Origin of the sequence: Paenibacillus guangzhouensis (assembly GCF_009363075.1) — a bacterium.
GTDB lineage: Bacteria > Bacillota > Bacilli > Paenibacillales > Paenibacillaceae > Paenibacillus_K > Paenibacillus_K guangzhouensis.
Window position 1 is genome coordinate 5580665 of sequence record NZ_CP045293.1, and the last position, 26294, is coordinate 5606958.

Genomic DNA, 26294 nt, shown 5'->3' on the forward strand with positions numbered 1-26294 from the left:
TGACCTGAAGCCAGCCCGTGCTATAATGGGCTCTCAGATTACGAATATACCTTGTGTGGTCAGATAAAGGACTCGTATGCAAATACGAAAAAAGTCAGAAAGGATAATCTTGCGTGAGCTTAAAAGAACATCATGAAGAGCAGCAAGTCAGTATGAAATTTGTCACTCTTGTCTCGATGGTTGCCGCTTTGGGCGGATTATTATTCGGATTCGATACCGCTGTCGTATCGGGTGCGATTGGGTTTATGAAAGACCATTTCAGCTTGAATGAAGTGGAAGTGGGCTGGGCTGTGTCCAGCTTAATTATCGGTTGTATTGCAGGGGCTGCAAGTGCAGGTGTACTCGGCGATCGATTCGGCCGGAAGAAGGTATTGATCACGGCGGCCATCCTCTTTATTATCGGATCCATCGGATCGGCGATTCCGTCCACCTTCAGCGGTTACATTATCGCACGGATCATCGGCGGGATTGGCATTGGTATCACCTCGACGCTCTGTCCGCTCTATAATGCGGAGATTGCACCTGCCAAATATCGCGGTCGTCTGGTTGCCTTGAACCAGTTCGCTACTGTAACGGGAATCTTCCTCACGTATTTCGTCAATCTCGGTATCGCTGGATACGGGGATGACGCATGGGACATTGCCATGGGTTGGCGTTGGATGTTCGGATTTGGCGTCCTGCCGGGCGTATTATTCTTGGTGCTCCTATTCTTCGTGCCGGAGAGTCCGAGATGGTTGATTAAACAGGGGAAAGCCGCGGAATCGCTCCCGATTCTGCTCAAGATTCATGGCGAGGAGCTGGCGAAGCAAGAAGTATTGGATATTAAGAAATCGTTCGCGCAAGAGAGCGGTTCGATTCGCCAATTGTTCAGTCCTGCCTTGCGCATTTCGCTCATCGTAGGTGTAGGACTGGCGATTCTCCAGCAAGTGACGGGGATTAACGCGGTCATGTATTATGCGCCGGAAATCTTCAAAGAAACGGGTGCCGGGACGAACGCTGCCTTGGTACAGACCATCTTGGTCGGGTTGATTAATTTCTTGTTCACCATTCTTGCGATTTGGCTGATCGATAAGGTCGGACGCAAAGTCCTATTGCTCATCGGATCCGCCTCCATGGCCGTGAGCCTTGCGGTGATTGGCACGGCGTTCTATACAGGACACACGTCAGGGATGCTGGTGCTTATCTTTATTTTGATCTACGTCGCATCGTTTGCGATATCGCTCGGACCTGTCGTCTGGGTTATCATGTCGGAGATCTTTCCGAATCGGATTCGCGGAAAAGCGACGGCAATCGCCTCCATGGCGTTGTGGGCTGCGGATTACATCGTATCCCAGACCTTCCCTCCGATGCTTGCTTCGGCGGGGCCTGCGATTACATTCTGGATCTTCGGTGTGATGTCCGTGATTACGTTCTTATTCACATGGCGGATTGTCCCTGAGACGAAGGGGAAATCGCTGGAGGAAATTGAAACTTTGTTGGCCTCCTCAAAAGGTTAAATATAGAGATGCCGGGACGATTGTCCCGGCATCTTTGCTATATATCATTGCGATTGAACCTTCCTCGCCTTCAAGTCGGGTGTTGCAAGCAAACTTGTAGGTCGCTCGTTTCGAAAATGTCTCGGTTGAGGTTGGTTGAGGTGTAGTCTATATCGTCAAATACCGATAATAGTAAAGCGGAGAGAAGACGTCAAGAATGCGATTCTCTTCTCTATTCAAGAATTACACGACTTCAAAAGGTGGGAACATGATGAAATGGAGATTCACAATACGGGCGAGACTTATTCTATCTTTTATAGTCATATTGATCGCGCCCAGCTTAGCCATTGGCCTATTCTCCTATGATAGCGCCAGCTCCACAGTAGAGAAGCAAATCAGACAAGGTACGGAGCAAAGTGTCAAGTTATTGAATGAAAAATTGAGTTCGGTCATTCTGGAAAATAAACAGAATGTTGCCTTCCTAGCCAACACAATCCGAAATCATGAGGATAAGGCGCAGAGTTATACTTCTGCTCGGCAACTCATTGAACAATTCCAGCTTCAGCATAAGGGGATCGAGAGCGCCTATGTAGGCACGTTCGACGGAATCATGATTCAATTTCCTGACGTGAAAATGCCTGATGGCTATGACCCGCGCAACCGGGATTGGTATAAGGCGAGCGTGGATAAAAAAGGAAATACCATCGTTTCTCCTCCTTATAAATCATCTTCAACAGGTAATATGGTCATTACGATCTCACGAGCTCTTGAAGACGGCTCGGGGGTTATCGGTGTAGATGTAAATCTCGAACAAATCTTAACGATAGCACAAAACATGAAGGTGGGGGAAAAAGGCTATTCTATTATTCTAGATCAGAATCGCCGGGCCATCGTTCATCCGACCAAAAAAGCGGGGCAAGTATTGAAGGAGAACTGGCTGGATGAAGTATATTCCGAATCTTCTGGACATGTGGACTATGAGCTCGATGGCAGTCCCAAGATCATGGACTTCGTGACCAATGAGGAGACGGGCTGGAAAATTGGTGGAACAATCGATGTTCAGGAATTTAAGGATGCTGCTGGGCCGATCTTTCGTACGACCGTTATCGTGATCGTTATTGGCTTATTAGCCGGATTTGTTATCGTATATGTTACGGTCAGATCGATTCTGAAACCGCTGAGACGATTGATTCAGGCAGCCAATATGGTTAGTGATGGCGATTTAACGAAGCGGGTACATCGTGAATCGCAAGATGAAATCGGTATTCTAAGTGAAACATTCGATAAGATGACAGACTCATTACGTACGGTATTGCAGGAAGTGGCGGATACGTCTATGCAGCTGTCTGCTTCATCTCAAGAGCTGGCGGCGGCGTCTGAGGAATCTGCCCAAGCTTCTCATTATACGGCAGAGAGTATGATGCAGCTGGCAGAAGGATCGGACGAGCAAATGAATAGCATGAACCGTGTCGACCTTACTGTTCAAGAGATGATCATGGGCGTTAGACAGATTGCGGAGAGCTCACAGACCGTGTCACAAGCAGCTGTTCATTCGTCTGATATGGTTGACGAGGGTCGTCATTCTATTCAAAAAACAGTTCATCAGATGGAGTCGATTAGCAGCAGCGTCAGTCAGCTTGGAGAGTCTATGAAAGGACTAAGCGATCAGGCGCGCAGCATTGATGATATTGTTCAAGCGATTGCCGGTATTGCTTCGCAGACGAATTTACTCGCACTCAATGCTTCGATCGAGGCTGCTCGTGCAGGAGAGCATGGACGAGGATTCGCCGTCGTTGCAGCGGAAGTGCGTAAGCTGGCTGAGCAGTCTAACTCGATGGCGCAGCAAATCGCCGAGACGATCCAACACATCCAGTCTGAGATGCTCAGATCTGCACAGGATACAGAGAAGAGTGCAGCGGAGGTAACGCTTGGTATCGAAGTCATGCATGAGGCAGGCGAAGCTTTCCAGCGTATCGAACAATCGGTGAATGTCGTCGCAACACAGATCCAAGGCGTATCTGCTTCAGTTCAACAGATGGCCGCGGGAACCGAACAGATGGCTAGCGATATCCTGGATGCCAAGTCGACAACCACGGCGATGGCTGGGAACACACAGAGCGTCTCAGCTACGACAGAAGAACAGCTTGCTTCCATGCAGGAAATCAGCATGTCAGCAGAGGAGCTGTCGAAGATGGCAGATCGCTTAAAAGTGGTTATTTCTCAATTCAAGCTCTAAGAATGTCGTGTATCCGATCACGGATAAATAGAGATGCCGGGACAATTGTCCCGGCATCTTTGTTATGTATGTATTCGTGTGCGAGGTTACTTTGCGATGCTCACAATGCGGTTTCGGCCTTCTCTTTTCGCCTGATATAACGCTTCATCCACCGATTGGAACAATTCATTTAGCGTTGATTTCGAGTCCTTTACAGGCTCCAATGTCATGTTGTCCAAGGCAAGCAACCCGACGCTAATCGTGATCGATAATGCGGGCGTCACAGGTGAGATGTTCATCTTGTTCGCTTCGACGGTGGATTTGATGCGTTCTGCCAGGATGTTGGCTTGGGCACGAGTCGTATTCGGGAGATAGATAATGAATTCTTCTCCGCCATAACGAGCCAGAATGTCGCGCTGTCGCAGGTTCTGTCTAATCACTTCCACGGTGCTGCACAGGACTCTGTCGCCGGCGAGATGTCCGTAGTTGTCATTGATGAATTTAAAATAGTCGATGTCTACGAGCAGTAATGAGAATGGTATGCGATGATTCATGTTTTTTATCACTTCGAGCTCTAACTGCTGTGTTAAGTAATGGCGATTGTAACAATTCGTCAAGCTGTCGGTGATCGCCATTTTCTCGAGTTTCTGGTTGGATTCGAATAGTTCACGCTGAATCGCAATCAACGATTGGTTACGATCGTGCAGGATTTGGTTCTGTAAGTTCGTCTCGTTGATCAAGCGGCGCAGGACGCTCATATCCTGGAACGTAATGATACGCCCGACCATGGCATCTCGAACGATAATCGGCGCAGCATGGATATGGATATATCGGCGATTGTCCCGATTGAACATGACTTCAATCTCAGCTCTCTTTAGCGGAGATTGCTGATAGGTCTGAATGAATGCGTTGGTTTTGTCGGTGGATTCATGATGTGGGAGGATGGATGTAATATCGAAGCGGTCACCTACATGCAGTTCAAAATAGGGACGAAGCGAATGGTTGATCTCGACGATGGTCTCATTATCGTCAAGTACGACAATGCCGTGCGCGATGGTGTTGATGATATCTTGGTGTGCGATGGTCACAATATCGAATACTTTATCTCGATGGATGGCGACGACGAAAATGATCGCTGACAGCATAATGCCAAGGGACGTGAGTCCTGGCAAGACCTTAAGCGATTGCCAGAAGACGACATTGAGAGCGATGTCTGCCAGGATGAATATCGTCATGACCACAATGCCTGTGAGCACTTGTTTCACTTGCTTTTTGATGCGTGGCGAGCTGTTCCCTGCTAGGGCGAGATACATCATATACAGTGACACGAAGACATACCCGATAAAAATGGTGATGCAGAGCCAAAATAGAGGCCCATACGTCCTTTGGATATAACCGCCGTCCAAAGGCTCCACGAACATGCCGTAAGGATTGAGAATCACGATGATGGCTGCGCATATCGTAGGAACAGACATGGTAAATAATACTTTTCTTCGTGGGAATGGCGATCGACCCGTCAGGAAAAGTGTGAATAATAGCCATCCAACGGTCAGCATCGACATATCGACGAAGGCAATCTTAACATAAAGTAATTGGAGCTGGGGGTTGTCCGTTGCTTTGATCGCGAACTGGCAGAATGGCCATACCATCATAGAGAAATGGAATACTAAGTAAGCCTTATGCAAATTCGTAATGGTGACGGTAGCAAAAATATAAGCAAATAAGGTAAATAAGAGAATAAACAAAACGAAGTCAATCCACACCCAATATACACCTCTGTGACATGGTAATCCAATTTATTATAAGCCCTTAGACCCACCTACGGAAGCCATAAGGGCTTAAAATTTTCAAATTTGTGGAAAATAGTTAACCTGTAATCACTCTTTCGACCGGATAATGGAACTTGGCATCCTTTTTGCTGCCGCCGATGATGTATAAGAAGGAAGTAAGTCCGATTCTACCGATGAACATGAGTATGATCAGAATCGATTTGGCAAAAGTGCTGAGTTCCGGAGTGATGCCCGTAGACAAGCCAACCGTTCCGAAGGCAGAGCAGACCTCGAGGAAAATCTCAATTAGCTGATGCTGCTTGTCCGAAATGCTGATCGCAATGACGGAGAGACAACACATGATCGAGGCCAATAGCGTAATGGCGAGTGATTTCATCACATCATCTTGGTGCAGCTCACGCCTGAATACCTTGATCTCCCGGTTCCCTCTAGCAAAGTGATAGATGAATAAGATATTCAGCGCAAAGGTTGTCGTCCGGATCCCGCCGCCGACGGAATTCGGAGATCCACCAATGAACATGAGTACACCCATCACTAAGAGTGTCGGATGCGAGAATTCACTAATATCCATCGTCGTAAGTCCAGCGCTTCGTGTTGTCGCGGATTGGAAGAGCGAATAGAAGAAGCTCTCATGTAACGCCATTCCTTTGAAAAAGTGCTGATATTCCAATGCGAAAATAAGCACGGTCCCGATCAGCAGCAGGACCCCATACGTCAGCGTCGATAGCTTGGTGAATAGAGAAAAGCGAAAAGGTTGTTCAAGCTTCGACTTTCTCCGGGATAAATATGCCTTCAATTCGATTAAGACCGGGAAACCGATGGACCCGAAGACGATGAGCACAATCGTGAGCAGCTGTACATAGTAATCATGCGCGAACGGGATAAGTGAATTGCCCGTGATATCCATCCCTGCATTGGTTGCTGCACTGACGGATGCGAATAGCCCTTGAAGGAATGCCTCCTGCCAGGTCGGGAAATATCGCAAGAAATGAAATCCGAATAGAAGCGCCCCGATTAGCTCTGTCAGGATGAAAATTTGTAGGATTTCTTTGACCAATTGAACGAGTCCCGATAAAGCGAACTGGTTATTGTCGACCATGATGAGGCGCCGTTCACGAAGGCCGATTTTGCGACCCAACAGGATCCAGAAGAAGGTACTCATCGCCATAATGCCGATACCCCCGAATTGCAGGACGAGCATAATGACGAAATATCCGAATACACTGAACGTCTCCGATACATTGATGACACCTAACCCGGTGTCGCTTACCACGCTGACGGCGGTGAAGACCGTATCGAAGAAGGACATGTCTACCCCTGGTCTATGCACGGCGGGGATATTAAATAATAGAACAGAAACGGTGACTGCAAGTAAATAATAGCCGGAAATCACTTGAGCTGGGGAACGCCTCTCCAGCCAGTTCCGAAGTTTTTTGAACATGGAATGACTTAACCTCTCAATTTTGCTTTTTTGAATATGGACAGCAGAAAAGAAACCTATAGAAGAGTTGAACTCCTCTATAGGCTTGTACGCAAAAGGTGTTTCTGATGCTTAGAATAGAGTCTACCACACTCTTTGTTTTTTCTCTAGTAATCGATGGTTAACAATTTTGTGATGTTCCTGAATCTCCGCCGGTGGCTCTGTTGCCCTACAATATGAACTTCCAGATCGCCCAAGAGATAAAGGCGGAGAACCACGAAATGAATCCGAACACCATGACGATTTTATTCTCGCTCCAGCCGTATTTGAGACTAAAGTGATAATGGATTGGCGCCATTCGGAATATTCTTAATTTGGTTTTTTTGTAATACCAGACCTGGAGCATCACGGAGAATTGCTCGACGAGATAGACGGAGAATAGGATAGGGATTAAGATCTCTACCTTTTCGATCACCGCTAAGAAGGCGAGTGAACCGCCAATGGCGAGCGAGCCTGTGTCGCCCATGAATGCTTTGGCCGGATAGATATTGTAGATGAACAAACCGAGCAAGCAGCCGACCATCACTAATGAGAATGTCTTTACTTCTATGCGCTCCGAGATGACAAAGAAGAAAAAGAAGGTGGGAATGGCCACGTTGATCAGCAGCCCATCGAGCCCATCCGTAAAATTAATCGCGTTCGCTGAGCCGACAATAAATAACGTCATAATGATAAGATACGCAAGAATCGGTAGATGCAGCGAGAAATTGTTAAACAGCGTAATTTCGGAACTCAAGTCGAACTGAAATAACAGGATGAGCAGCAAGGTGATCGTGAAGGTGAACTGGAAGATCAGTTTGGTCCTTCCGGATATGCCGGACGGGTCTTGAAAAGCCGCCTTCTTGAAATCATCCATAAAGCCGACGAAACTGAACAAGACGAATGTTGCCCCGATAAAAAGTACCAGCGGTTGGGGATGAAGGTACGTTGAGGTCATGACACCGATCAGCAGAATAATCCCCGCCATCAGAGGGGTGCCGCGCTTGGCGTGATGCTCTGGCGGCAGCTCAGCCCGAATCGGCTGCGTTAGCTTCAGACTGCGTAACCCCCAGATAAGAATCGGTGTTAATGCAGCGACGAGTAAGAATGAAATACCAAGTGCAAAAAGTAGTGATGACGTCATCGAAAGGTTCTCCTTTAATCGATATCATTCCGTAGTAGTATATTTTGGAGCCGTGGACAAATATTACTGTTTATCCTTCGACCATTCGAAAATCAACTCATTGGCCATCCTTTTATTTAGCCGATAGGTTTCTTTTGTACCCAACTCGGCGGAGAGCTCTTTGATCTTCTTGATCTGGGATTCTGTTGGCGGTTGTAGCTCGATCAATCGTTCATAATTCTGATAGGCGACGCGCTGTGCAGTCTCTGGGGTCAGCAGATCAATCGTCTCATATAACGCACTGGCGGCTTGTTCGGCGGTCAGGCCGAATCCGGAATCCGTCGATAACATAAATCGGTCGGGATACGATTCAATTAGCGGTATGAAATCTTGTAGTTTATTCGTGCTGTCGGGACTGTATGCCGTAAATCCAGCAAAAAAGTCGATATAGAGATTCGGGTGCTTGGCTAGCAGCGTTTGGAGGCTGCTAGGGTCGTTGTATGCATTGCCATGTCCGAAAATAATCGTCGTGTTCGGGTGCTGTTCCAAGGCTGTCTCAAGATGGAAAATCGGCGTCCCGTTGGGTGGATCGATATGAAGAAGAATCGGAACACGGTATTGTGCAGCTAGCTCATAGATTTGCGGGAAATAGCCGTCATTCGGGTGCTCGGATTTCCAGGCTACTTTGGACACGATCGGCGAATACGTTGATGCGGCAGCGATCTCTCCGATATTCAAATATCCTTGCTCCAGCTTGTCTCGCACGATGGACAGCCCTTCTTCCTCGTAAATCGGGAAGCCTGCAAAGGATGGGTAGATATGGTCGGGTGCCTTACGATAGTGGTCCCAAGCCAGTTGATCCGTAGTTTGTGCGCTCGGTTCTGAAATATCCCCGAATAAGACGATCCGGTCAATACCATATTGGCCCCACTTCGATACAGGATCGGGGTGCCCAGCATCGTGGTTATGGATGTCAATCAGCGTAAGGTCACGGTAGATCTCGTGCAGTGATTGACTCGCATCCTTGCTCTTGCGAACATTCTGAATGAGAGCGAGCTCGGACTTCGGCGAATACTCGCTCAGCGGCTCGACAGCGGCGCTGGTGTTGCTGGTGCATCCCGTGATCAGGAGTATGCCGATTGGTATCGCGCTAAATACAACATGCCATTTGGGCCGAGACATGTCCATCCCTCCAATTTAATGATATGGATCAATTTGGATGTGTCACCAAAATTATATATACAAAAACAAGCTGGTTCAATAGAAACCAGCTTGTTGCGTTGCATGATAACCGAAGCAGGCAACTGTTATCCGCGTTGTGTCATGTTGTTCAAATCCGTGGCCAGCTTGTCGAGCTGGAGGAAGCTGTCTTTGATCTCGGAGATGCGTTCATCCTGCGTTGTCATGCTGGCGGACATCTCTTCAATCGAAGCCATGTTCACTTCCGTTGTTCCAGCGATCGTGACGATATCTTCGGTCAATTTCATATATTGGCGGTATACGTCATTCGCGTACTGCTGTACTTGGGTGGACTGATCTTCAACTTTCATCGAATCATTCGAGAGGGAGCTGATCAAGCCCGCGACATGTTTTGTGACATCTCGGCTATCGATCACAGATTGCTGTCCGAGAATAATTTGCTCTGCCGCTTGATCGGTTTTGACGCGAATGTTCTCGAGAATCGTGCCGATTTGTTCCGTAGACTGCCTCGAGCTCTCTGCGAGCTTCTGAATTTCGCTGGACACGACGGCGAAGCCTTTGCCATGCTCACCGGCTCTGGCCGCCTCGATGGCTGCATTCAGCGCGAGTAGGTTCGTCTGCGAAGAGATTTGGTTGATCGAAGTGACGATATCGCTGATTCGCTCATTCTGCGCATTGAGCTCCTTCATCAGCGCAGCCGACAGTTCAATCGTCTCGTATACATGGTCGATTTTCTGTGATAGCTGTTCAGCACCTATCCAGCCCTGTTGCGCGAGATCAACGGAGTTCTCCGATAAGGTCTTCATCGTGGATGATCGCTCCGCTAGCGAAGCCACCGTATGCTCAATCCTACGGACGGATTCACTCATATCGGTAATGCTATGGGTCTGCGTCTCGATACTTGATGTCACTTCGGAGAAGGATGAGGTCACTTCTTGGGAGATCGTGCTGGTCGACGTAACGTTCTGCCGCAGCTTCGTATTGAAGTCATTCAGAACATGTAGGGATGATGAGATCTGATCGATCATCGTCTGTGTTCGATCTTTTTCCGTGATGGCCTGCTCGCGTTGTTCGGCCGCTTCTTGCTGCAGCTGCCCGCTGAATCGCGTGGAGGCTAGGAGAGGGGCGGAAATGAGCACGAAATATAACATAATCGTGAGCGGATCGTTGTTGCCGAACATCTCTTCTTTATAAGGGCTAATAATTAAGTATATGGTGAGTGCGAGTCCTAAGAATGTAGAGAACGCTTGAGCTCGAAAGTTGTTGTATAACGTCATGATGCCTAAGTTCACGAATACAAGGAAGTACGTCGTAATAATCGGACCGGTCAAAATTAAGAGCAGTGTAAGTACGGTCACGATGATCGGAATGAAATACATGACATAGTCGGAGAGCCAGCGTTTGTAAGTCATAACGGTTGCCATGCCACAAGTAATCGAGCCGACAATGACGAGTACGATGATGGAGCTTGTCGGGGCTCCGGTTAGCATATCAACAACAACGCCCAAGACGAGCATTACCCAAATGATGTTGACGAGGAGTTTATTACGCCGATGCAGCGTGTCAGAACGGGTCACTAGGATCAACCTTTCGTATGTGAATGATTTAGATTTAACAGTACCATAATTCGCCATTTTTCGCCAAGAAATTGCAAGGGCTGACACGTGAAGCATCCCTATCCTACGTGGATAGGGATGCTTCTTAATGGTTCGGAATGATGAATGAGACGGTTGTGCCTACCTCGGGCCGGCTCTGAATCGATAAGCCTTGCCCATACAATTGGATCAACCGACGATTCGTATTGTAGAGCCCAATGCCGCCTTTTCTCTTGGATGGTTGGTACAGCAGCTGATCCACTTGGTCTTGCTCCATGCCTTTGCCATTGTCAATGACTTCAATCCGCGTATGGCCCTCTTGAGCGGTTATTCGAATAAGAACCGTTCCACCCTTTTGCCGGCTTAGGAGGCCGTGCTTGACTGCGTTCTCGACCAACGGTTGAACCGTAAGCGGGGGGAAGAGCACGTGAACATCCGGGTCAACCTCCCATAAGATCGATAGCCGATCTTCAAACCGTTCCTTCTCGATATAGAGATAGGCTTCGACAAGATCAAGCTCATGGGAGAGCTCTACTAACTTCCCAGCATTGAGGAAATCAAAGCTAATCCGCAGATAGGAAGCAAAGGCTTCGCCGAGCTGCCGCATCTTCTCGGTATCGATATCACTTAGCGCCATGATGGAGTTCAGTGTGTTAAATAAGAAATGGGGATGGATCTGGGCCTGCAAGTAGGCTGCTTCCATACGTAGACGTTCATTGATTGACTGCTTGAGTGTAATTAACGCCCGGATCCGATATTTCAGCTCCAGCGCATCTACGGGCTTGGTGACGTAATCGTTCGCCCCCGATAAGAAGCCTGTATAGATATCTGCTGGCTGGCTGCGTGCCGTGAGCAGCAGAACGGGCAGCTCGGATACGGAATAATGCTCCCTGACGTGTTGTGTCAGCTCGTAACCCGACATCTGAGGCATCATGACATCGGTAATTAACAGATCCCACGGCTTCGCCCGCAGCTGATAGAGCGCTTCCCGCGCTGAACTGACGGTGGTGATGTAGTAAGGTTCAGCAGCAAGAATGCCGACGAGTACATTCAAGTTGACGGGATCATCATCCACGGCCAGAATATGGGCTCGCTCCGTACTCTGCGATAACGGTGTTGGAATCGTTGGTGCAGACCATTCAAGAGCAGCCGCGGCGGCCATGGTCGAGGCGGGAGAAGCGTCGTTCACCCTGAACATCATCCCCTGAAGCGGCGCTGGCCCGGGTTCGGACATGGTTGAGGACATCAGCGTTGCCTCTGCCAACGGCAGATTGAAGCTGAATGTCGATCCCTTGCCTTCTTCAGATTGAACGGTCAGCGCTCCGCCATGCAATTCAACTAACTGCTTGCAAATGCTCAGACCAAGTCCAAGGCCTCGACCGTCTTGGATGCCATAGGATCCTTGTTCATAAGGCAGGAATACGCGCTCTAACGTAGCTTTATCCATACCGACGCCCGTATCCGTGATATGAACTAAGGCATGCTCGCCTCGTATCTCAGCGGATATGACGATGGTTCCTTCGTTTGTATATTTGATCGCATTATGCATTAAATTATACAGAATCTGAACGAGTCTCTTCTCATCTGCCAGTACCGGAGGTAGCGAATCTGCGATATCCATCCGGAAATGGACAGGCTTTCCTTCCGTCAAGAACTGCAGCATCGCGATGACACCGGGCGCGACCGCTTGGATCTTGATCGGCTCTTGCGATAGCACGATTCGGTGTTCCTTCAGCCGCGCGACATCGAGCAGATCGCCCAGCAAATGTGACATGCGGCGGCTGACGGTAATCAGCAGTTCCATATCTCTCCGCGTGCTATCGCTCATCTGCGCCTGCTCTTTGGTGACGATATTCTGCGCGATATTCATGATGCCGTGCAGCGGCGTTCGCAGCTCGTGCGATGTATTGGCTAGGAATTGATCCTTCAGCTTATCGGCTTGGGTGAGTTGCTCATTCAGCAAGGTGTTCGCCCTCACGTTGCGGAAAAACTTCTTGAACCAATACGTTGAGAATCCGATGAGGATGGCGATCATATCGATCGGATAATAGACGATATTGAATTCGCGGTAAGCATTCCATAAGCCCCATAGAATATTGGATAGTATCGCAGTAGCGGATAGGATCAAGAATATGTTGTCCACATCGTCTAGCTTGTCGGTGGTCATTTTTCCGATGACGTAGACGAGCCATGCCAATGGAAAGAGGTAGAGAACCCAGAATATCCCGAAGTGAACGGTCGATTGCACGAGTGGAGCGGCTGCTGCGATCGTAACGACCGAATAAGCGATGAGGGCGACCGTGTAGATCTGTACACTTCGGCTCTTCGGGTTAGCTGTCGTGAACCGCCTAAAGACAAGCAGGATAAGGAAGGTCTGCCACATCATTGAGAGAAGTCTAATCTTGATCGCCCACGTGTAATTGATCGGTAGCCAGAGCAGTAGCAGATGATCGTGGCTGACCACAATCTGTGTCCCGACCAACATCGTGAGTAGAACGACGATGAACAATGTACTCTCCCGTCGGCTGAACAAGAAGAGGATGAGGGCGTACACGCTATGAACTAGCAAAATGATGAACGTAACGAGTTGAAATCCGATCGAATACCATCGTACGTAATCAATGCCGGCCTGCGCGCCAAACCGAATGGACTTCTCAATACCCCCATAATAAGGATCGTCGAAGTTCGCAACACGGATCAACAGTTCAATCTCAGTGGTTCCATTCCCTTCATAGGAAGGACGGTATGAGACATTCATCGGCTCGTAGCTCCCCACATCCGAGGTTACGCTGCCGATGCCGCCTGATGCAATCCCGTTGATCTCGACGGCTGAGGAGGCTTCAATCCCTTTGATCCATAAGGAGACCGGTTGTTCAAGCGGGTCCACGAGAATGCGCAGTCGATACGTGCCATAGCCGTACGAGGAATCCGAGGTATTCGCCCATGCCTGGTTCCAATTGCCGGGGACTTGTAGGAATTGTGTATGTGCCTGCTGTTCCTTCGTGCTGGCATGCGTGAGGAGCTTGTCTGGGTAGAATTCCCACTCGCCGTTCAAAGGATAGGTCGACCTGGTATCGAGCGTGATACCTCGCAGATCGATGACACCCCGCACGGCGCGAGGCGCCTCCGAAGGGGTGAAGAAGGATGACCAAGTCATGCGCATGCCGGTAAGAAGAATAAGGAACAGAAGAATGATTGTTATGTATTTAAGGGCGGGTTTATTGTATATTCGCATCATATCGGAGAAATTCGACATAAAGGGAGATTGTTCCTCTATTGGCGTTATATCAAAAAAATTGCAGGGGTCGTTGACTCTCGTCTTACCCGTGGGGGTAAGATGGGAGTGTTCCGGAACAGGCGCCCCGTCCCACGTTCAATTAGCTCCTTTATGCAGTTAATTCATACTTGTCGCGCTAGTCCGCGCCAAATAACTGCTTTTATGCAGTTATTTCACGAGTAATACGGCGGTTTGTACCATTTAGATGCATTTATGCAGTTATTTTCGCACATTATCCATCTGATCGCGCCGAATAACTGCCTTTTTGCAGTTATTTCATGCGGAACGCGGTTATTTGTGCTATTTAACTGCCTTTATGCAGTTATTTTATGCAAGCACATCGCCGAGAAAATCATTCACCTACGTAAGCATGTCGGCGTTACGCGCTTCCTCCTCCATGTACTGCTCGCCACGATGCCGCATGCCGATGTCTTGCGAGCGGTCGAACTGCTCGGCACCGAAGTGGCCCTGCGCGTCCGTAAAGAAGTAAAGCGATGGGAAGCGGAGCGCCAGGGCATACGCTATAATGATTGAATCGCGGACAGCGCAGCCGCTAACCGCCGGATCCCCTCTGCGATATTCGCCTCCGATACATTGCCGTAGCCAAGCAGAATGCGATGCTCATGACCCGTACCCTTCCGAATGGCGTGGATTTCAACCGGGTGAACTCTTACACCGTATGCTTCAATTTTGGACAATACGTCCTGCGTGAACTCAATCCCCGGAAACTCAGCAAGCAAATGAAGCCCCGTAGAACTCCCCATTATCCGCATGTTGTCACCGAAACGCTGCTGCAGCGTCTGCACCATGAAGTCGCGGCGTTTCCGATACACCTTCTTCATCTTGGCAATGTGGCGCTCCAGATACCCCTCCTCAATGAATCGCGCAAGCGTCAACTGCTCCAGTGCAGGCGTATGCAGGTCCGTCAGCCATTTCAAGTCGCGCGCGCGTTCGATGAGCGACGGGGGAAGGATGAGGTAGCCGATGCGCAGCGCGGGCGATACGATCTTGCTAAATGTCCCAATATAGATGACACGTTCCGGGTCGAGCCCTTGGAGGGAGCTGATCGGAGCGCTGTCGTAACGAAATTCGCTGTCATAATCGTCCTCGACGATATAGCTGTCCGTTGCCCGTGCGAACTGAATTAACTGTACGCGCCGTTGAATCGGCAGCACGCCTCCCATCGGGAACTGGTGGGACGGTGTTACATAAGTGAATGCAGGCTTGCGGTCATGCGGCAGCAGCTGCGTTAGCAGGCCTTGCTCGTCGACGGGAATGGGAAGCAGCTCCGCCCCTGGCATCTTGAAAATCGTATGAATTTCATGGGTGAGAGGATCTTCGACGATGACTTCGGAACCGCTCGCGAGCAGCAGCTTAGCAATTAACCCTAGAGCTTGGGTCGCCCCCGTCGTAATCAGCAATTGTTCAGGTTCACAAAGGATTCCTCGCGTCCGCCGCAAATACCGGGTCACTGCGGTTCGGAGCTCGTGTCGTCCCTCGGGTTTGCCATATCCGAAAGCGTCATGAGGAGCCTGATTATATATTTGTTCGGTGAGCTTCCCCCACAGCTTGCGTGGGAACAGATCCAGCGCCGGAATGCCCGGGCGAAAATGAATGATATCACGTTGCTCATGCCCTGTAAGTGCGTCGCTTAGGGGTGAAGGGGCTGCTTGACCGCCGATGCCTTCCAAATAGGCTCCTTCCGCGACATATGTCCCCGAGCCGTGCCGCCCCTCAATATAGCCTTCCGCGAGCAGTTGCTCATAGGCTTCTATGACGATATTGCGCGACACTTGCAGGTTTGCGGCAAGCTCTCTCGTGCTCGGCAGCTGTTCTCCGCTGCGCATCTCTCCTTGCAGAATTTTACGGCGATAGCAGTCATAGATTTGCCGATATAACGAAATGCCGGATGATCGGTCAATTTCAATCCAAGTCATAGGATCAGTCCTTCTTCTAAAGTGGTACTACGAGATCTTGAATCGAGTGGTACTTTTACCATCCACTTTAGCACGTTAGGCTAAGTACGAGAAGGTTAAAGTCGATGAATGGGGATGATATGGAGTGCATGTGATGGAATTGCAAGCTTCGGCTGCGCAAGCGCTGAAATCGATCGCTCGCAATGAGCAAATGAAATCGTATATTCAAGAATCGAAGGATCTCTATCCGCTGCTTGCCAGAGCCGCGAGAAGGTATGTTGCAGGCGAGACGAGGGATGAAGCCATTGCCGAAGCGATGGAGCTCACGGCTCGGGGGTACGTTACATCGCTGGAATATATCGGCGAGAATACGCGGGACCAGGCAGGCTGCGAAGCAGCCCATCATGAGTTCTTGCAACTCATTCATACAGCTAACCAAGCCGGTATTCAGCATACGATATCGCTCGATTTATCGCATATCGGCATGGTGGTCGATGCAGAGCTTGCATACAAGCATCTCGCAGCGTTGGCGCGTGAAGCCGGCTTGCACGGGATGAAGGTGATGATTAGCGCGGAAGAGTCCGCGAAGACAGACCAAATTCTCGCGATCTACCGAAGGGCTTGTGAAGATTATGCTAACGTTGGGATTACGCTGCAGGCCCAGCTGCACCGCACCGAACGCGATGTGGAAGAGGTTCTAGCCTGTCGCGGTCCTATTCGCTTAGTGAAGGGAGCATATCAAGAGTCGCCTGACCTGGCGCTGCCTCGCTCCGAAGCATTGAATGCGAGGTACCTCGGCCTGGCCGACCGTCTAATTGCCTCAGGCCGATCCGTCTCGATCGCGACGCATGATGAAGTATTGCATCAAGCTATCAGGCAGCGCGGATACTTGCAGCATTCTAACGTCGAAATAGAGATGCTCTACGGGATACGACCAGATCTCTTGAAGCGGCTTCGAGACGAGGGCCATCGCGTGAAGGTCTACGTGCTGTACGGCCGAGAGTGGTTCCTCTACTTCTGCCATCGCCTCTCGGAATATCCGCCGAATCTGTATCAAGCGATAGTCGATGTGGTGATGCCGCGCGATTCGAAGGAAATCGGATATTAGTAGACGAACAGCCTCCAGCGATTAACTGGAGGCTGCTTTTATGCGTTCTTCTTTTGCTCGAGTTGGAGATGTCGCCTGCACGGTTCTTGCCGATTCAATGCGGACACTTCGCTCGGCCTTCCGCTGCTGTAGGTTATTGCGCAGGAGCGCAAAGATAATGAGCAGTGTGCCGTAGAATTCATACATACTGATCTGATACCCTTGGAACGCCATAATGACAAAGGTTGTAATGGGAACGAAATTTATAAATAATATCCCATTCACCGGAGATAACAACTTGATCCCTTGGTTCCAGCAGAGCAGTGCAGCGAGCCCCGGCAACAAGATCATGAAGGCCATCTCGTATTTAATCGAGAAGATCGTGTGAAGCGTGGGCACCGGCAGCACACCCGATATCGAGGCAGCCGATACGACGACGAAGGACACCGCGCTTCCTAGCAAGCAAGTAAGGGTGGAATAGCGCAGAATGGACCATTCCTTGAAATGGGTGCCGCCCATGGAATAGATGACCCATCCCACAACGCCTGTAAAGATAAGAAGCAGTGGGAATAGATGTTGTCCTGCCATGACGAAGAATGCTAATTTCCCGTTCGTAATGACGAGCAGTGCTCCTGCAAGTGCAATTACGACGCTGACGAGCGTAAATTTGTTAGGCGCTTTGCGTGTCGTAAGCCAGACGACCATAATCGAGATCATCGGCATCATCACTTCCATGATCGAGGCGGCGATGGTGCCGGCATCCCCCATCAGCTGTTGTCCGAGGAAGACGCCCATATTATAGACGGTGAATGCCATCGTTCCGAAGAACAATAACGCCTTGCCCTTGCCTTCCATACGGAATGCGGCGCGGCCCTCCTTCATCCACAGCATGATGGTGAGGATGATCGCGACGACGAAATAACGAATGAATGAGAAGTAAAATGGATCAATTTGCTGCAAGGCTACGTGCGCGACGGGAAACATTGCTCCCCATGACATACTTGCGATCAGGCATAGGATGGACCCGATGATGGTTTGTTTTTTTAGCATGGTCTCTTGTCTCTCTCCCTTGGTCTCTCCCTAACATGGAACTGCCAATTTTTTGTCTTCACTCATCATAGGAGAGAGGAGGCGGATAGTAAAATGATTGAAAATCAAGTTTATCATCATTTATAATGATACCTAATCAAAATCATAGACAGATGAGAGAGCAGAGGCGAGTTGTAGTGGAACTCAATGATTTGAGAATTTTTCAGACGGTCGCTGTTCATGGGAGTATCAGCAGAGCAGCGCTAGAGCTCAATTATGTGCAATCCAATGTCACGGCACGCATTAAGCTGCTGGAGAAGGAGCTGCGGACACCGCTATTCTATCGGCATAAACGAGGGATGATTCTCAATCCGGAAGGCAAAAGGCTGCTTATGCACACACGGGAGATTCTGTCGGGCGTGGATGCGATGCTCCGTTCCTTCGAAGATACATCGAGTCCTTCAGGGACGCTTGAGATTGGGATCGTGGAGACGGTGAACGCCCTGCCAGGCATCCTATCCGCATATTACAGTAAGTACCCTCAAGTGGAGTTATCGCTAAAGGCGGGGGTGACGGAGCAATTACTGCAGCATGTCGTCGATATGAAGCTCGACGGCGCCTTCGTCTCCGGACCGATCCGGCATCCGTTAATCGAGCAGGTGGAGGTCATGCAGGAACAGCTTGTCCTGGTCTCGAAGAGCCCCAACTTTACAATCGAGGAACTGACACAGAGACCATTATTGTTGTACAACAAAGGCTGCGGCTATCGCGAGAAGCTGGAGAGTTGGATGAAAGCGGAGGGGATCATACCGAAGCATATTATGGAATTCGGCACGTTCGGGACCATTATCGGCAGCGTCGCTGCGGGCATTGGCATCACCATTTTCCCGGAGTCCTCGGTGACTGATCTTGCAGTGGGCGGAACCGTGTATTGCCACCGGATCCCAGAACCTTTTCGCGAGATTACAACCATATTCATCCGGCGCCGAGATGCCTATGTGACGAGCACGTTGCAATGCTTCATGGATGAGATTGTGGCTCGATCGACATCAGGCCATGTTAGATAAATACGTAAGTGAGGGGAAGGTTGTAAAGCATGAATGCTAGCTGGCAAAAGCAGCTGGATGAGCACCGCGGGAAGCGTAAGGAAGAAATCATTGAATGAGCGGCGGAGGCATTGTTCATGGAACAAGAGCTCACGAAAGTGACGATGAAGGATATAGCGGGCTGCAGAAGTTCCGTACCATGTTCGAGCATCTGCTGGATCGTTTTGATGCGAACACAGATCAGAACCGATTCGTCGGCATGTTCGATTTTATGTTCCGCGACAGGGCGAGCTCCATTCGCCGAATGGTTGGAGGAAGGTCAACGCGACGGCTCGATTCGCCAAGACCTACAGGTCGAGGTATGCACAGCGATGATTAGTAACGTGATGAATGCAACGATTCAGCGCATTGCAATTCGCGGCGATATTCTGCATTAAGATCAGCGCGTCGATCCGGCGTTAGTACTGCGTGAAATGACAACGATGATCCTCGCTTACTTACAACCGAATGGATAGGACATGGAACGTAATTTAATTGGACACTCCTGATTCAGCTAAATAGCTCGTAGAATCCTATGGATTTTACGGGCTATTTATTTTGGAGTGTTTGGATAATTATTCATATACAGGAAATGATAACTTCGAAATTCCAACAAGCGGTACAGACGGCTAATTGTAAAAGTGAGGTTAATGGGATGTTCAAGAATATTTTCGGAGTACTTCAAAAAGTCGGTAAAGCACTGATGCTTCCGGTAGCCATCTTGCCAGCTGCGGGGATCTTGCTTGCACTGGGAAATGTATTGCATAATCCGTCATTGCTGGAATGGATTCCTGCCCTTGATAATGATACTGTTCGAGGGGTTTCAGCTGTTATGGAGCAGGCGGGGGGCATCATATTCGATAATTTATCATTGCTGTTCGCGGTGGGGGTCGCTATTGGCCTTGCTGGCGGCGATGGTGTTGCCGGTTTAGCGGCGATTATTGGATATCTCGTGATGAATGTGACGATGAAACTCATTATTGGTATCACACCGGAAATGGTCGCCACGAATTTGTCGTATGCCAACGTGCTCGGGATTAGTACGCTGCAGACCGGGGTATTCGGAGGAATCATCGTCGGCATACTGGCAGCAGTGCTGTATAAGAGGTTCTTTACGATTGAGCTTCCTTCCTATTTGGGATTTTTTGCAGGTAAACGATTTGTTCCGATTATAACGGCGGCATCCTCTCTGATTCTCGGGATCATTATGGTATTCGTATGGCCACCGATTCAAGGCGGCTTGAATGCATTCTCGCACAGTATGATTGATAAAAATCAGACTTTAGCGGCATTCGTATTTGGGGTCATTGAACGGTCGCTCATTCCTTTTGGATTGCACCACATTTTCTATTCGCCGTTCTGGTTCGAGTTCGGTCAATATGTAAATAAAGCCGGGGAACTCGTCCGCGGGGATCAGAAGATCTTCTTCGCCCAACTAGCGGACGGTGTGAACTTAACAGCAGGTACGTTCATGGTCGGGAAATTCCCGTTCATGATGTTCGGATTACCAGCAGCCGCGTTAGCGATGTACCATGAAGCAAGGCCTGAGCATAAGAAATTGGTAGCCGGGATGATGGGCTCCGCAGCACTAACGTCCTTCCTGACAGGAATTACGGAACCGTTAGAGTTCTCCTTCTTATTCGTTGCACCTCTTCTTTTTGCGGTACACGCGTTATTTGCCGGGTTGTCGTTCATGACGATGCAATTGTTGAATGTGAAAATAGGGATGACCTTCTCGGGCGGCGTCATCGACTTTTTGCTGTTTGGTGTGCTGCCGAATCGTACGCGCTGGTGGTTAGTTATCGTGGTTGGTCTTATACTGGCGGTCATTTATTATTTTGGCTTCCGGTTTGCAATTCGTGCCTTTAATCTAAGAACTCCAGGCAGAGAAGAAGTTACCCGAGACAGAGCAGCGGTTAGTGCGAAGGATGCGGATGAACTGCCCCGCAATATTCTGACAGCACTCGGCGGTCAAGAGAACATCACGTCGCTAGATGCATGTATTACGCGGCTGCGCGTAACTGTGAAGAACTCAGCAGGTGTAAATAAAAGTCAGTTGAAGGAGCTGGGAGCTTCTGGCGTATTAGAGGTCGGAAATAATATTCAAGCGATTTTCGGTCCGAAATCGGACATCCTGAAGACAAAAATTAGTGAGATCATTACACGAGACAGTATGGAGCTCGAAGCATCGAAGGATGTTGTGAAGGATAAGGATACAGAGAAGCCTAGCGATAAAGAATAGTACGTACCAAAGAGCAGCATTTGCCAAGTGACCAGGTTGAAAAGTAAAAGAGTTGAGCAGAAATAATCCCCGCTCAACTCTTTTTTTACAAAAAGCTAACAAGCCGTTAGGGCTTCGAGGTAACGGTGTTTGAGCAGGATACGAATCTGTATGCGGCCTTTATGGAGGGAGCGGGAGCGGTCCGGCAGAGAGCGGACTTGGTGATCTATGCTGCCAATCTCCCAAGTGCTAACCTGAAGCCTACGCTTCGCTTAGAGTGGTCGGAGCCTTTTGGTGAGAATCTACCCTGGTTCCTGCACGAGCTGCCAACCGTATTCGTATCCTTCGCGAACCCGTACCAGCTGTATGATCTTCCGAGGGTGCCGGTCTATGTGAATGCATACTTAGCCAGCGAACATACGGTAAGGGCTGTCGTGACTAAGCTTGTCGGAGCGTCCAGCTTCGAAGGCAGCAGTCCCGTTGATCCTTTCTGTGGCAGCTGGGATGCTTGGTTCTAACCTAGCGCATAAAAAAAACGACCTTCCCTAGATTCATCTAGAGAAGGTCGTTTATTTATCGCAATGCTTGTCCTAAGAGCTAAGCTTACGCTTTGTTCGAAGAACCGAACTCGCGGATTTTACCGATAACTGTTGCTTTGATCGCATCGCGACCTGGAACGATATATTTACGAGGATCGAATGCTTCGCTGTCTGCTGCAAGAACTTCACGAACTTTTTTGGAGAACGCGATTTGGTTCTCTGTGTTTACGTTGATTTTTGCAGTACCCAAGGAGATAGATTTCTTGATTTGATCTGTAGGAATACCTGTTCCACCATGAAGAACCAATGGAAGTTGAGTCGATTTGCAGATCTCTTCCATTTCTTTGAATCCAAGTTTTGGTTCGCCTTTGTAAGGACCATGAACAGAACCAAGAGCTGGAGCTAGGCAATCGATGCCTGTCAATTTAACAAGCTCTGCACACTCAGCTGGGTCAGCGTAGATTACGCCATCAGCAACAACATCGTCTTCTTGTCCGCCAACTGTACCAAGCTCAGCTTCTACAGATACGCCTTTGCTGTGTGCATATTCAACAACTTTTTTCGTTGTTTCAACGTTCTCAGCAAATGGATGATGCGAAGCATCGATCATAACGGATGTGAAGCCAGCATCGATTGCAGCTTTACATTTGTCGAAGCTTGAACCATGGTCCAAGTGGATTGCAACTGGAACAGTGATTTTCATTTCTTCGATTAGTGCTGCAGTCATTGCAGTAACAACTTTGAATCCGCCCATATGACGAGCTGCGCCTTCAGATACACCAAGGATAACTGGAGATTTCTCTTCTTCTGCTGCAGCTAGGATCGCCTGCGTCCACTCCAAGTTATTGATGTTGAATTGACCAACCGCATAGCCTTCTTTAAGCGCTTTGACTAGCATGTCTTTCATTGATACTAATGGCATGATAAATCCTCCTAAGTATGGTTCTTTTTACTGTTAAGGGTTCCTCGCCAGATGAAGCGCGTGGCAAGAAATGCAGCCGTAAGCAATACTCTCCGCTACAGAATAACAGCATGTCGCTTAAGTTAATATTAATTAACTCACGCATATTAATTTTTATTTTACCATAAATGAATCAATTTCATAATAGATAGTCGTAAACAAGTGAACCAATAGCGTAGACAATTATTCAGATTTCAGCGTAGAAGCATCATTTTCGGGTGATATTTTTTGATGGAACATGCAATACACAGATAAATTGTCGAATTGAGTCTCCTTGTTTAAAGTAAATCCAAATCGCTGGTACAAATGAACATTTTCCTTATTTTCGGTATCCAGAGCGATGCCACACGAATTTTTGTCTGCATTTACCGTATCCAACAAATGCTGCAGCATCACTCTGCCAATGCCTTTACCCTGCGCTTCTGGCTGAACTCCAATCATAATGAGATAGTGATGTGTAACGGAAGGAGCCGCCGATCTTGTAACGTGCATATAGGAATTAAGGAGATTCACAGCTCGTGTGGATATTTGGAACAATAAAGGAATCAACCGCATGGTTAAAAATAAGACTCCGCTCACGTTAGGTCTCCTTGTTGGTGGCTTCTCAACGAGGTAAGTGCCAAGCAAGCGTTCATTTTCAAAAACACCCCATACCTCCTCTTCATGGAACAGAAGGCTTTTATCGAACAAAAAAGAGACAAAAGCTTCGACGCGTCCTCTTGCTCTACGGTCTTGTTCGGAATCACCAAATATATGCAGGAATAAAGGATCCCGGGCAAAAGCCCTACGCATGAGGGTCACGAATAAGGGTTTATCCGACTTGGTTAGCTTGGATACGCTGTAGGGGCCGCTCATGTCTCGTCACCGGCAGGATGCTGTGCAATGCCATAATGATCCACAGCGAAGCTATACAACACTTTAAGCAGAAATAACAGGCTGATGGTCAACATATAGGGCTGCATACTTGGAAGCAGCGGGATGCCACCGAGGCCCATAGACAAGAGGATTCCTGCGACAAAACGTTGTGAAGCCTTTCCGATAAGCGCGTTCACGATAAATGCCCCTGCAATCGTATATGCCCACACCCCGATCGCATGCCAAATGTTCGTATTTAATAAAAGCGCAACAATCACGATGTGAAAGTGTATCGCAATGAATACGATGCGATTCGTTCTTCGCGACGCATAAAAGTTGCTGGTTGAGGCCGTAAAATTGGCTACACATCCGGCAAAAATATCGAAAATCAATAATAACGCCAGGGCGCTCCGCCATAGGGGTAAATCATCCGTAAGATCAGGGAAGATCACATATAAAGCCGTTGTTAGCAGCCCGCCAAAAAGCAGTATGGACACGATGGAGCCGATTGACTGCTGCTCGCCAAAAACATCATGCAAAAATGAAGGAATCCGTATTTGTGTCATTGCACATTACTCCTATCATCATTTTATAGTTATGTAGTACTAATGTAAAATTACTACAAAATTATTATATGCGAGTAATTTCGAAAATACAATAGATTTGTACTTGATTTATTGAATTACTCTAAAACTTAAGCTACACTACAAATATGAGGTGAGCTAAATGAACGGTTTTGAACGACGAAAACAGAAAAAACTCGAGCAAATCTATCGTGTGTCATTTGAATTATTTTCAAAATTCGGATTCCAGAAGGTTAGTGTGAATGAGATCGCTCAACTGGCCAAGGTTTCCCCGGCAACGATATATAACTATTTCGGGACTAAAGAACAGCTCTATACAGATATGCTAATGAATTGGATGGACAAGCAGTTAGAGCAGTATGAGCGCATTCTTGATTCAGAACTTTCCTTTCCTGAGAAGACCAGGGAAATCATGCTACTCGAGGCCAATAACTTACAAATCATATCCGATGAATTTTCCAGAGTCTCTGAGCTAGGTGGATGGGTGCAAACGATGGAGAGCTATAACGAGCAGAAAATTATCCAATTTTTTGCGAAGTATGTCGCGATGGGGAAACAAGAGGGGTATATTCATAGAGGGCAGACAGACGAGGTAACGATGCTGTATTTTACGATGTACAAGAATGAGCTGGGTCGGTATTGGCAAGAGGAGGATCAAGAGCATAAATCTCGGAGTATGGATCAATTGATGCAGTTGTTTTTTTATGGACTGGTCGGAAAAACAGAATAAACTTGCAGCATCTTCCAGTTTGGTATCATATCAACCCGGATGGCAGATCAACACGCCTTATCGCAGGGAATATTCAGACAAATAAAGCCTTCATGACGGTTAAATGTCATGGAGGCTCTTTTGTGTTTCTATTTTCTCTTTAGTATGATGCATTTGCGCTATATTTATCATCCAATAATGCAAGGAACCGCTTGGTCGCAGGGGATAGATGCTTGCTCCGGTGATAGACATAGCAGATGCCGCGCTTGAAGGTGACGCCTTCGATCGGTACTTTGACCAAGAGTCCATGCTTCACTTCCTGCTCAATCGCGAAGCTTGAGATCATCGCGACCCCCAGTTCATGAATGACGCCTTGTTTGATGCCTTCGAGATTGCTAATCTCGAGATACTTTGGCGGCGAGAATCCCAGTTCCTTGAATTCCTCCTCCAAATAGCTGCGCGTGGCGGACTTATCGGGTTTAATGATTAGCGTCTCGTCGACCAAGTCCTCGAACGTACAAGACGTTTTGCTCGCCAGCGGGTGTAAGGGCGGGACAACCAGGACAAGCTCATCTTGATAGAACGTCTTGCGCTGATACCGCGATTCGTCGACCATGACCCGGTCCGAGATGATGAGGAATTCGACTTTATTGGATTCGAGCAGGTGGGTTAAAGCGCTGGAAGACGTGATGTTCATGTTAATTTTGATATCGGGAAAAGAACGCGAATAATCACGTAGCAGCTTCGGCAGCAAATAGACCCCGACGAAATTACTCGCGCCAAACGACAGTGTGCCGTAGGATAAGTCCTCCAGCTGCCGGATATGATCCTTGGCGGTATGCAGCAGATTGATGATCTGCTCGGCATACGGCTTGAACGCCTCGCCTTGCTTCGTCAGGTACAGCTTCTTGCCGATACGATCGAATAGGGGCACGCCGAGATCCTCTTCAATGCTCTGCACTTGCATGCTCACCGATGGCTGGGAGCAGTAGAGCCGCTCGGCTGCTTCCGTGAAGTTCAAGCATTCGGTTAGGGTGATGAAGGTCTGCAATTTATTGATATTCATCGATCTGACTCCTCTCAATGAACTATAACGATCTGTTATGATAATCACAAATAAATCAAATTGTATTATAATCCATGATTTCATAAAATGAAAGCGGTAACACATACA

20 protein-coding genes and 1 pseudogene are annotated in these 26294 nt (G+C 48.4%); 9 read left to right on the forward strand and 12 right to left on the reverse strand.

All coding sequences use genetic code 11. The annotated features are described in order from the left end of the window. The first annotated feature begins 152 nt into the window (after positions 1–152). Both GCU39_RS25160 and GCU39_RS25165 read left to right on the forward strand, forming a co-directional pair. Complete coding sequence (locus GCU39_RS25160) at positions 153–1496, forward strand: sugar porter family MFS transporter (RefSeq protein ID WP_193727007.1); 1344 nt, start codon at positions 153–155, stop codon at positions 1494–1496. Between the two features lie 247 nt (positions 1497–1743). Then, positions 1744–3711, forward strand: coding sequence for a methyl-accepting chemotaxis protein (locus tag GCU39_RS25165; RefSeq protein ID WP_193726620.1), 1968 nt, complete (start codon positions 1744–1746; stop codon positions 3709–3711). An 86-nt stretch (positions 3712–3797) separates the two neighbouring features. Here GCU39_RS25165 and GCU39_RS25170 read toward each other — a convergent pair whose 3' ends face one another. The 6 genes from GCU39_RS25170 to GCU39_RS25195 form a co-directional block, all read right to left on the reverse strand. After that, the gene (locus GCU39_RS25170; protein ID WP_152395974.1) at positions 3798–5453 is read right to left on the reverse strand and encodes a histidine kinase N-terminal 7TM domain-containing diguanylate cyclase; all 1656 of its coding nucleotides are present in this window, start codon (positions 5451–5453) and stop codon (positions 3798–3800) included. Positions 5454–5556: 103 nt separating this feature from the next. Then, a complete protein-coding gene (locus GCU39_RS25175; RefSeq protein WP_152395975.1) occupies positions 5557–6921 on the reverse strand; it encodes a TrkH family potassium uptake protein in 1365 nt (454 codons plus the stop codon). Positions 6922–7129: 208 nt separating this feature from the next. Further along, positions 7130–8083: a phospho-N-acetylmuramoyl-pentapeptide-transferase gene (gene mraY / locus GCU39_RS25180; protein ID WP_152395976.1), complete on the reverse strand. Its 954-nt coding sequence runs from the start codon at positions 8081–8083 to the stop codon at positions 7130–7132. A gap of 63 nt (positions 8084–8146) precedes the next feature. Next, positions 8147–9244, reverse strand: a complete 1098-nt coding sequence (locus GCU39_RS25185) for an amidohydrolase family protein (RefSeq protein WP_152395977.1) — start codon at positions 9242–9244, stop codon at positions 8147–8149. A gap of 125 nt (positions 9245–9369) precedes the next feature. Further along, positions 9370–10839: a methyl-accepting chemotaxis protein gene (locus tag GCU39_RS25190; protein ID WP_152395978.1), complete on the reverse strand. Its 1470-nt coding sequence runs from the start codon at positions 10837–10839 to the stop codon at positions 9370–9372. A 124-nt stretch (positions 10840–10963) separates the two neighbouring features. Further along, positions 10964–14113, reverse strand: a complete 3150-nt coding sequence (locus tag GCU39_RS25195; RefSeq protein ID WP_152395979.1) for a hybrid sensor histidine kinase/response regulator — start codon at positions 14111–14113, stop codon at positions 10964–10966. Positions 14114–14473: 360 nt separating this feature from the next. On the opposite strand from GCU39_RS25195, the pseudogene GCU39_RS25200 reads away from it, so the two are divergent. After that, a pseudogene (locus tag GCU39_RS25200) lies at positions 14474–14668 on the forward strand (LLM class flavin-dependent oxidoreductase); the annotation flags it as partial. Here the strand turns inward: GCU39_RS25200 and pdxR are convergent. After that, on the reverse strand, positions 14656–16071 hold the full coding sequence (gene pdxR / locus GCU39_RS25205) for a MocR-like pyridoxine biosynthesis transcription factor PdxR (RefSeq protein WP_152395980.1): 1416 nt from the start codon (positions 16069–16071) through the stop codon (positions 14656–14658). The pseudogene GCU39_RS25200 and the gene pdxR overlap by 13 nt on opposite strands. Positions 16072–16201: 130 nt before the next feature. Here pdxR and GCU39_RS25210 point away from each other — a divergent pair, with 130 nt between their 5' ends. Then, the gene (locus GCU39_RS25210; RefSeq protein WP_407671592.1) at positions 16202–17158 is read left to right on the forward strand and encodes a proline dehydrogenase family protein; all 957 of its coding nucleotides are present in this window, start codon (positions 16202–16204) and stop codon (positions 17156–17158) included. Between the two features lie 21 nt (positions 17159–17179). On the opposite strand, the gene GCU39_RS25215 is transcribed toward GCU39_RS25210, so the two are convergent. Further along, a complete protein-coding gene (locus GCU39_RS25215; RefSeq protein WP_152395982.1) occupies positions 17180–18187 on the reverse strand; it encodes a DMT family transporter in 1008 nt (335 codons plus the stop codon). 176 nt (positions 18188–18363) lie between these two features. Between GCU39_RS25215 and GCU39_RS25220 the strand changes: the two genes are divergently transcribed. From GCU39_RS25220 to GCU39_RS25235, 4 genes are all read left to right on the forward strand, one after another. Next, the gene (locus GCU39_RS25220; protein WP_152395983.1) at positions 18364–19233 is read left to right on the forward strand and encodes a LysR family transcriptional regulator; all 870 of its coding nucleotides are present in this window, start codon (positions 18364–18366) and stop codon (positions 19231–19233) included. Positions 19234–19349: 116 nt separating this feature from the next. After that, on the forward strand, positions 19350–19649 hold the full coding sequence (locus tag GCU39_RS25225) for a hypothetical protein (RefSeq protein WP_152395984.1): 300 nt from the start codon (positions 19350–19352) through the stop codon (positions 19647–19649). Between the two features lie 257 nt (positions 19650–19906). Then, positions 19907–21493, forward strand: a complete 1587-nt coding sequence (gene ptsG, locus GCU39_RS25230) for a glucose-specific PTS transporter subunit IIBC (protein WP_152395985.1) — start codon at positions 19907–19909, stop codon at positions 21491–21493. Positions 21494–21618: 125 nt separating this feature from the next. Further along, entirely contained in the window at positions 21619–21990 is a 372-nt protein-coding gene (locus tag GCU39_RS25235; RefSeq protein WP_152395986.1) for a hypothetical protein, read from the forward strand. Positions 21991–22075: 85 nt separating this feature from the next. Here GCU39_RS25235 and GCU39_RS25240 read toward each other — a convergent pair whose 3' ends face one another. The 3 genes from GCU39_RS25240 to GCU39_RS25250 form a co-directional block, all read right to left on the reverse strand. Beyond that, positions 22076–22933, reverse strand: a complete 858-nt coding sequence (locus GCU39_RS25240; RefSeq protein ID WP_152395987.1) for a class II fructose-bisphosphate aldolase — start codon at positions 22931–22933, stop codon at positions 22076–22078. Between the two features lie 222 nt (positions 22934–23155). Further along, positions 23156–23827: a GNAT family N-acetyltransferase gene (locus tag GCU39_RS25245; protein WP_152395988.1), complete on the reverse strand. Its 672-nt coding sequence runs from the start codon at positions 23825–23827 to the stop codon at positions 23156–23158. Beyond that, positions 23824–24393: a hypothetical protein gene (locus GCU39_RS25250; protein WP_152395989.1), complete on the reverse strand. Its 570-nt coding sequence runs from the start codon at positions 24391–24393 to the stop codon at positions 23824–23826. Before GCU39_RS25250 ends, GCU39_RS25245 begins: the two co-directional genes overlap by 4 nt. 160 nt (positions 24394–24553) lie before the next feature. Here GCU39_RS25250 and GCU39_RS25255 point away from each other — a divergent pair, with 160 nt between their 5' ends. Next, on the forward strand, positions 24554–25141 hold the full coding sequence (locus GCU39_RS25255) for a TetR/AcrR family transcriptional regulator (RefSeq protein WP_152395990.1): 588 nt from the start codon (positions 24554–24556) through the stop codon (positions 25139–25141). A 139-nt stretch (positions 25142–25280) separates the two neighbouring features. On the opposite strand, the gene GCU39_RS25260 is transcribed toward GCU39_RS25255, so the two are convergent. Next, on the reverse strand, positions 25281–26186 hold the full coding sequence (locus GCU39_RS25260; RefSeq protein ID WP_152395991.1) for a LysR family transcriptional regulator: 906 nt from the start codon (positions 26184–26186) through the stop codon (positions 25281–25283). Between the last annotated feature and the right edge of the window lie 108 nt (positions 26187–26294).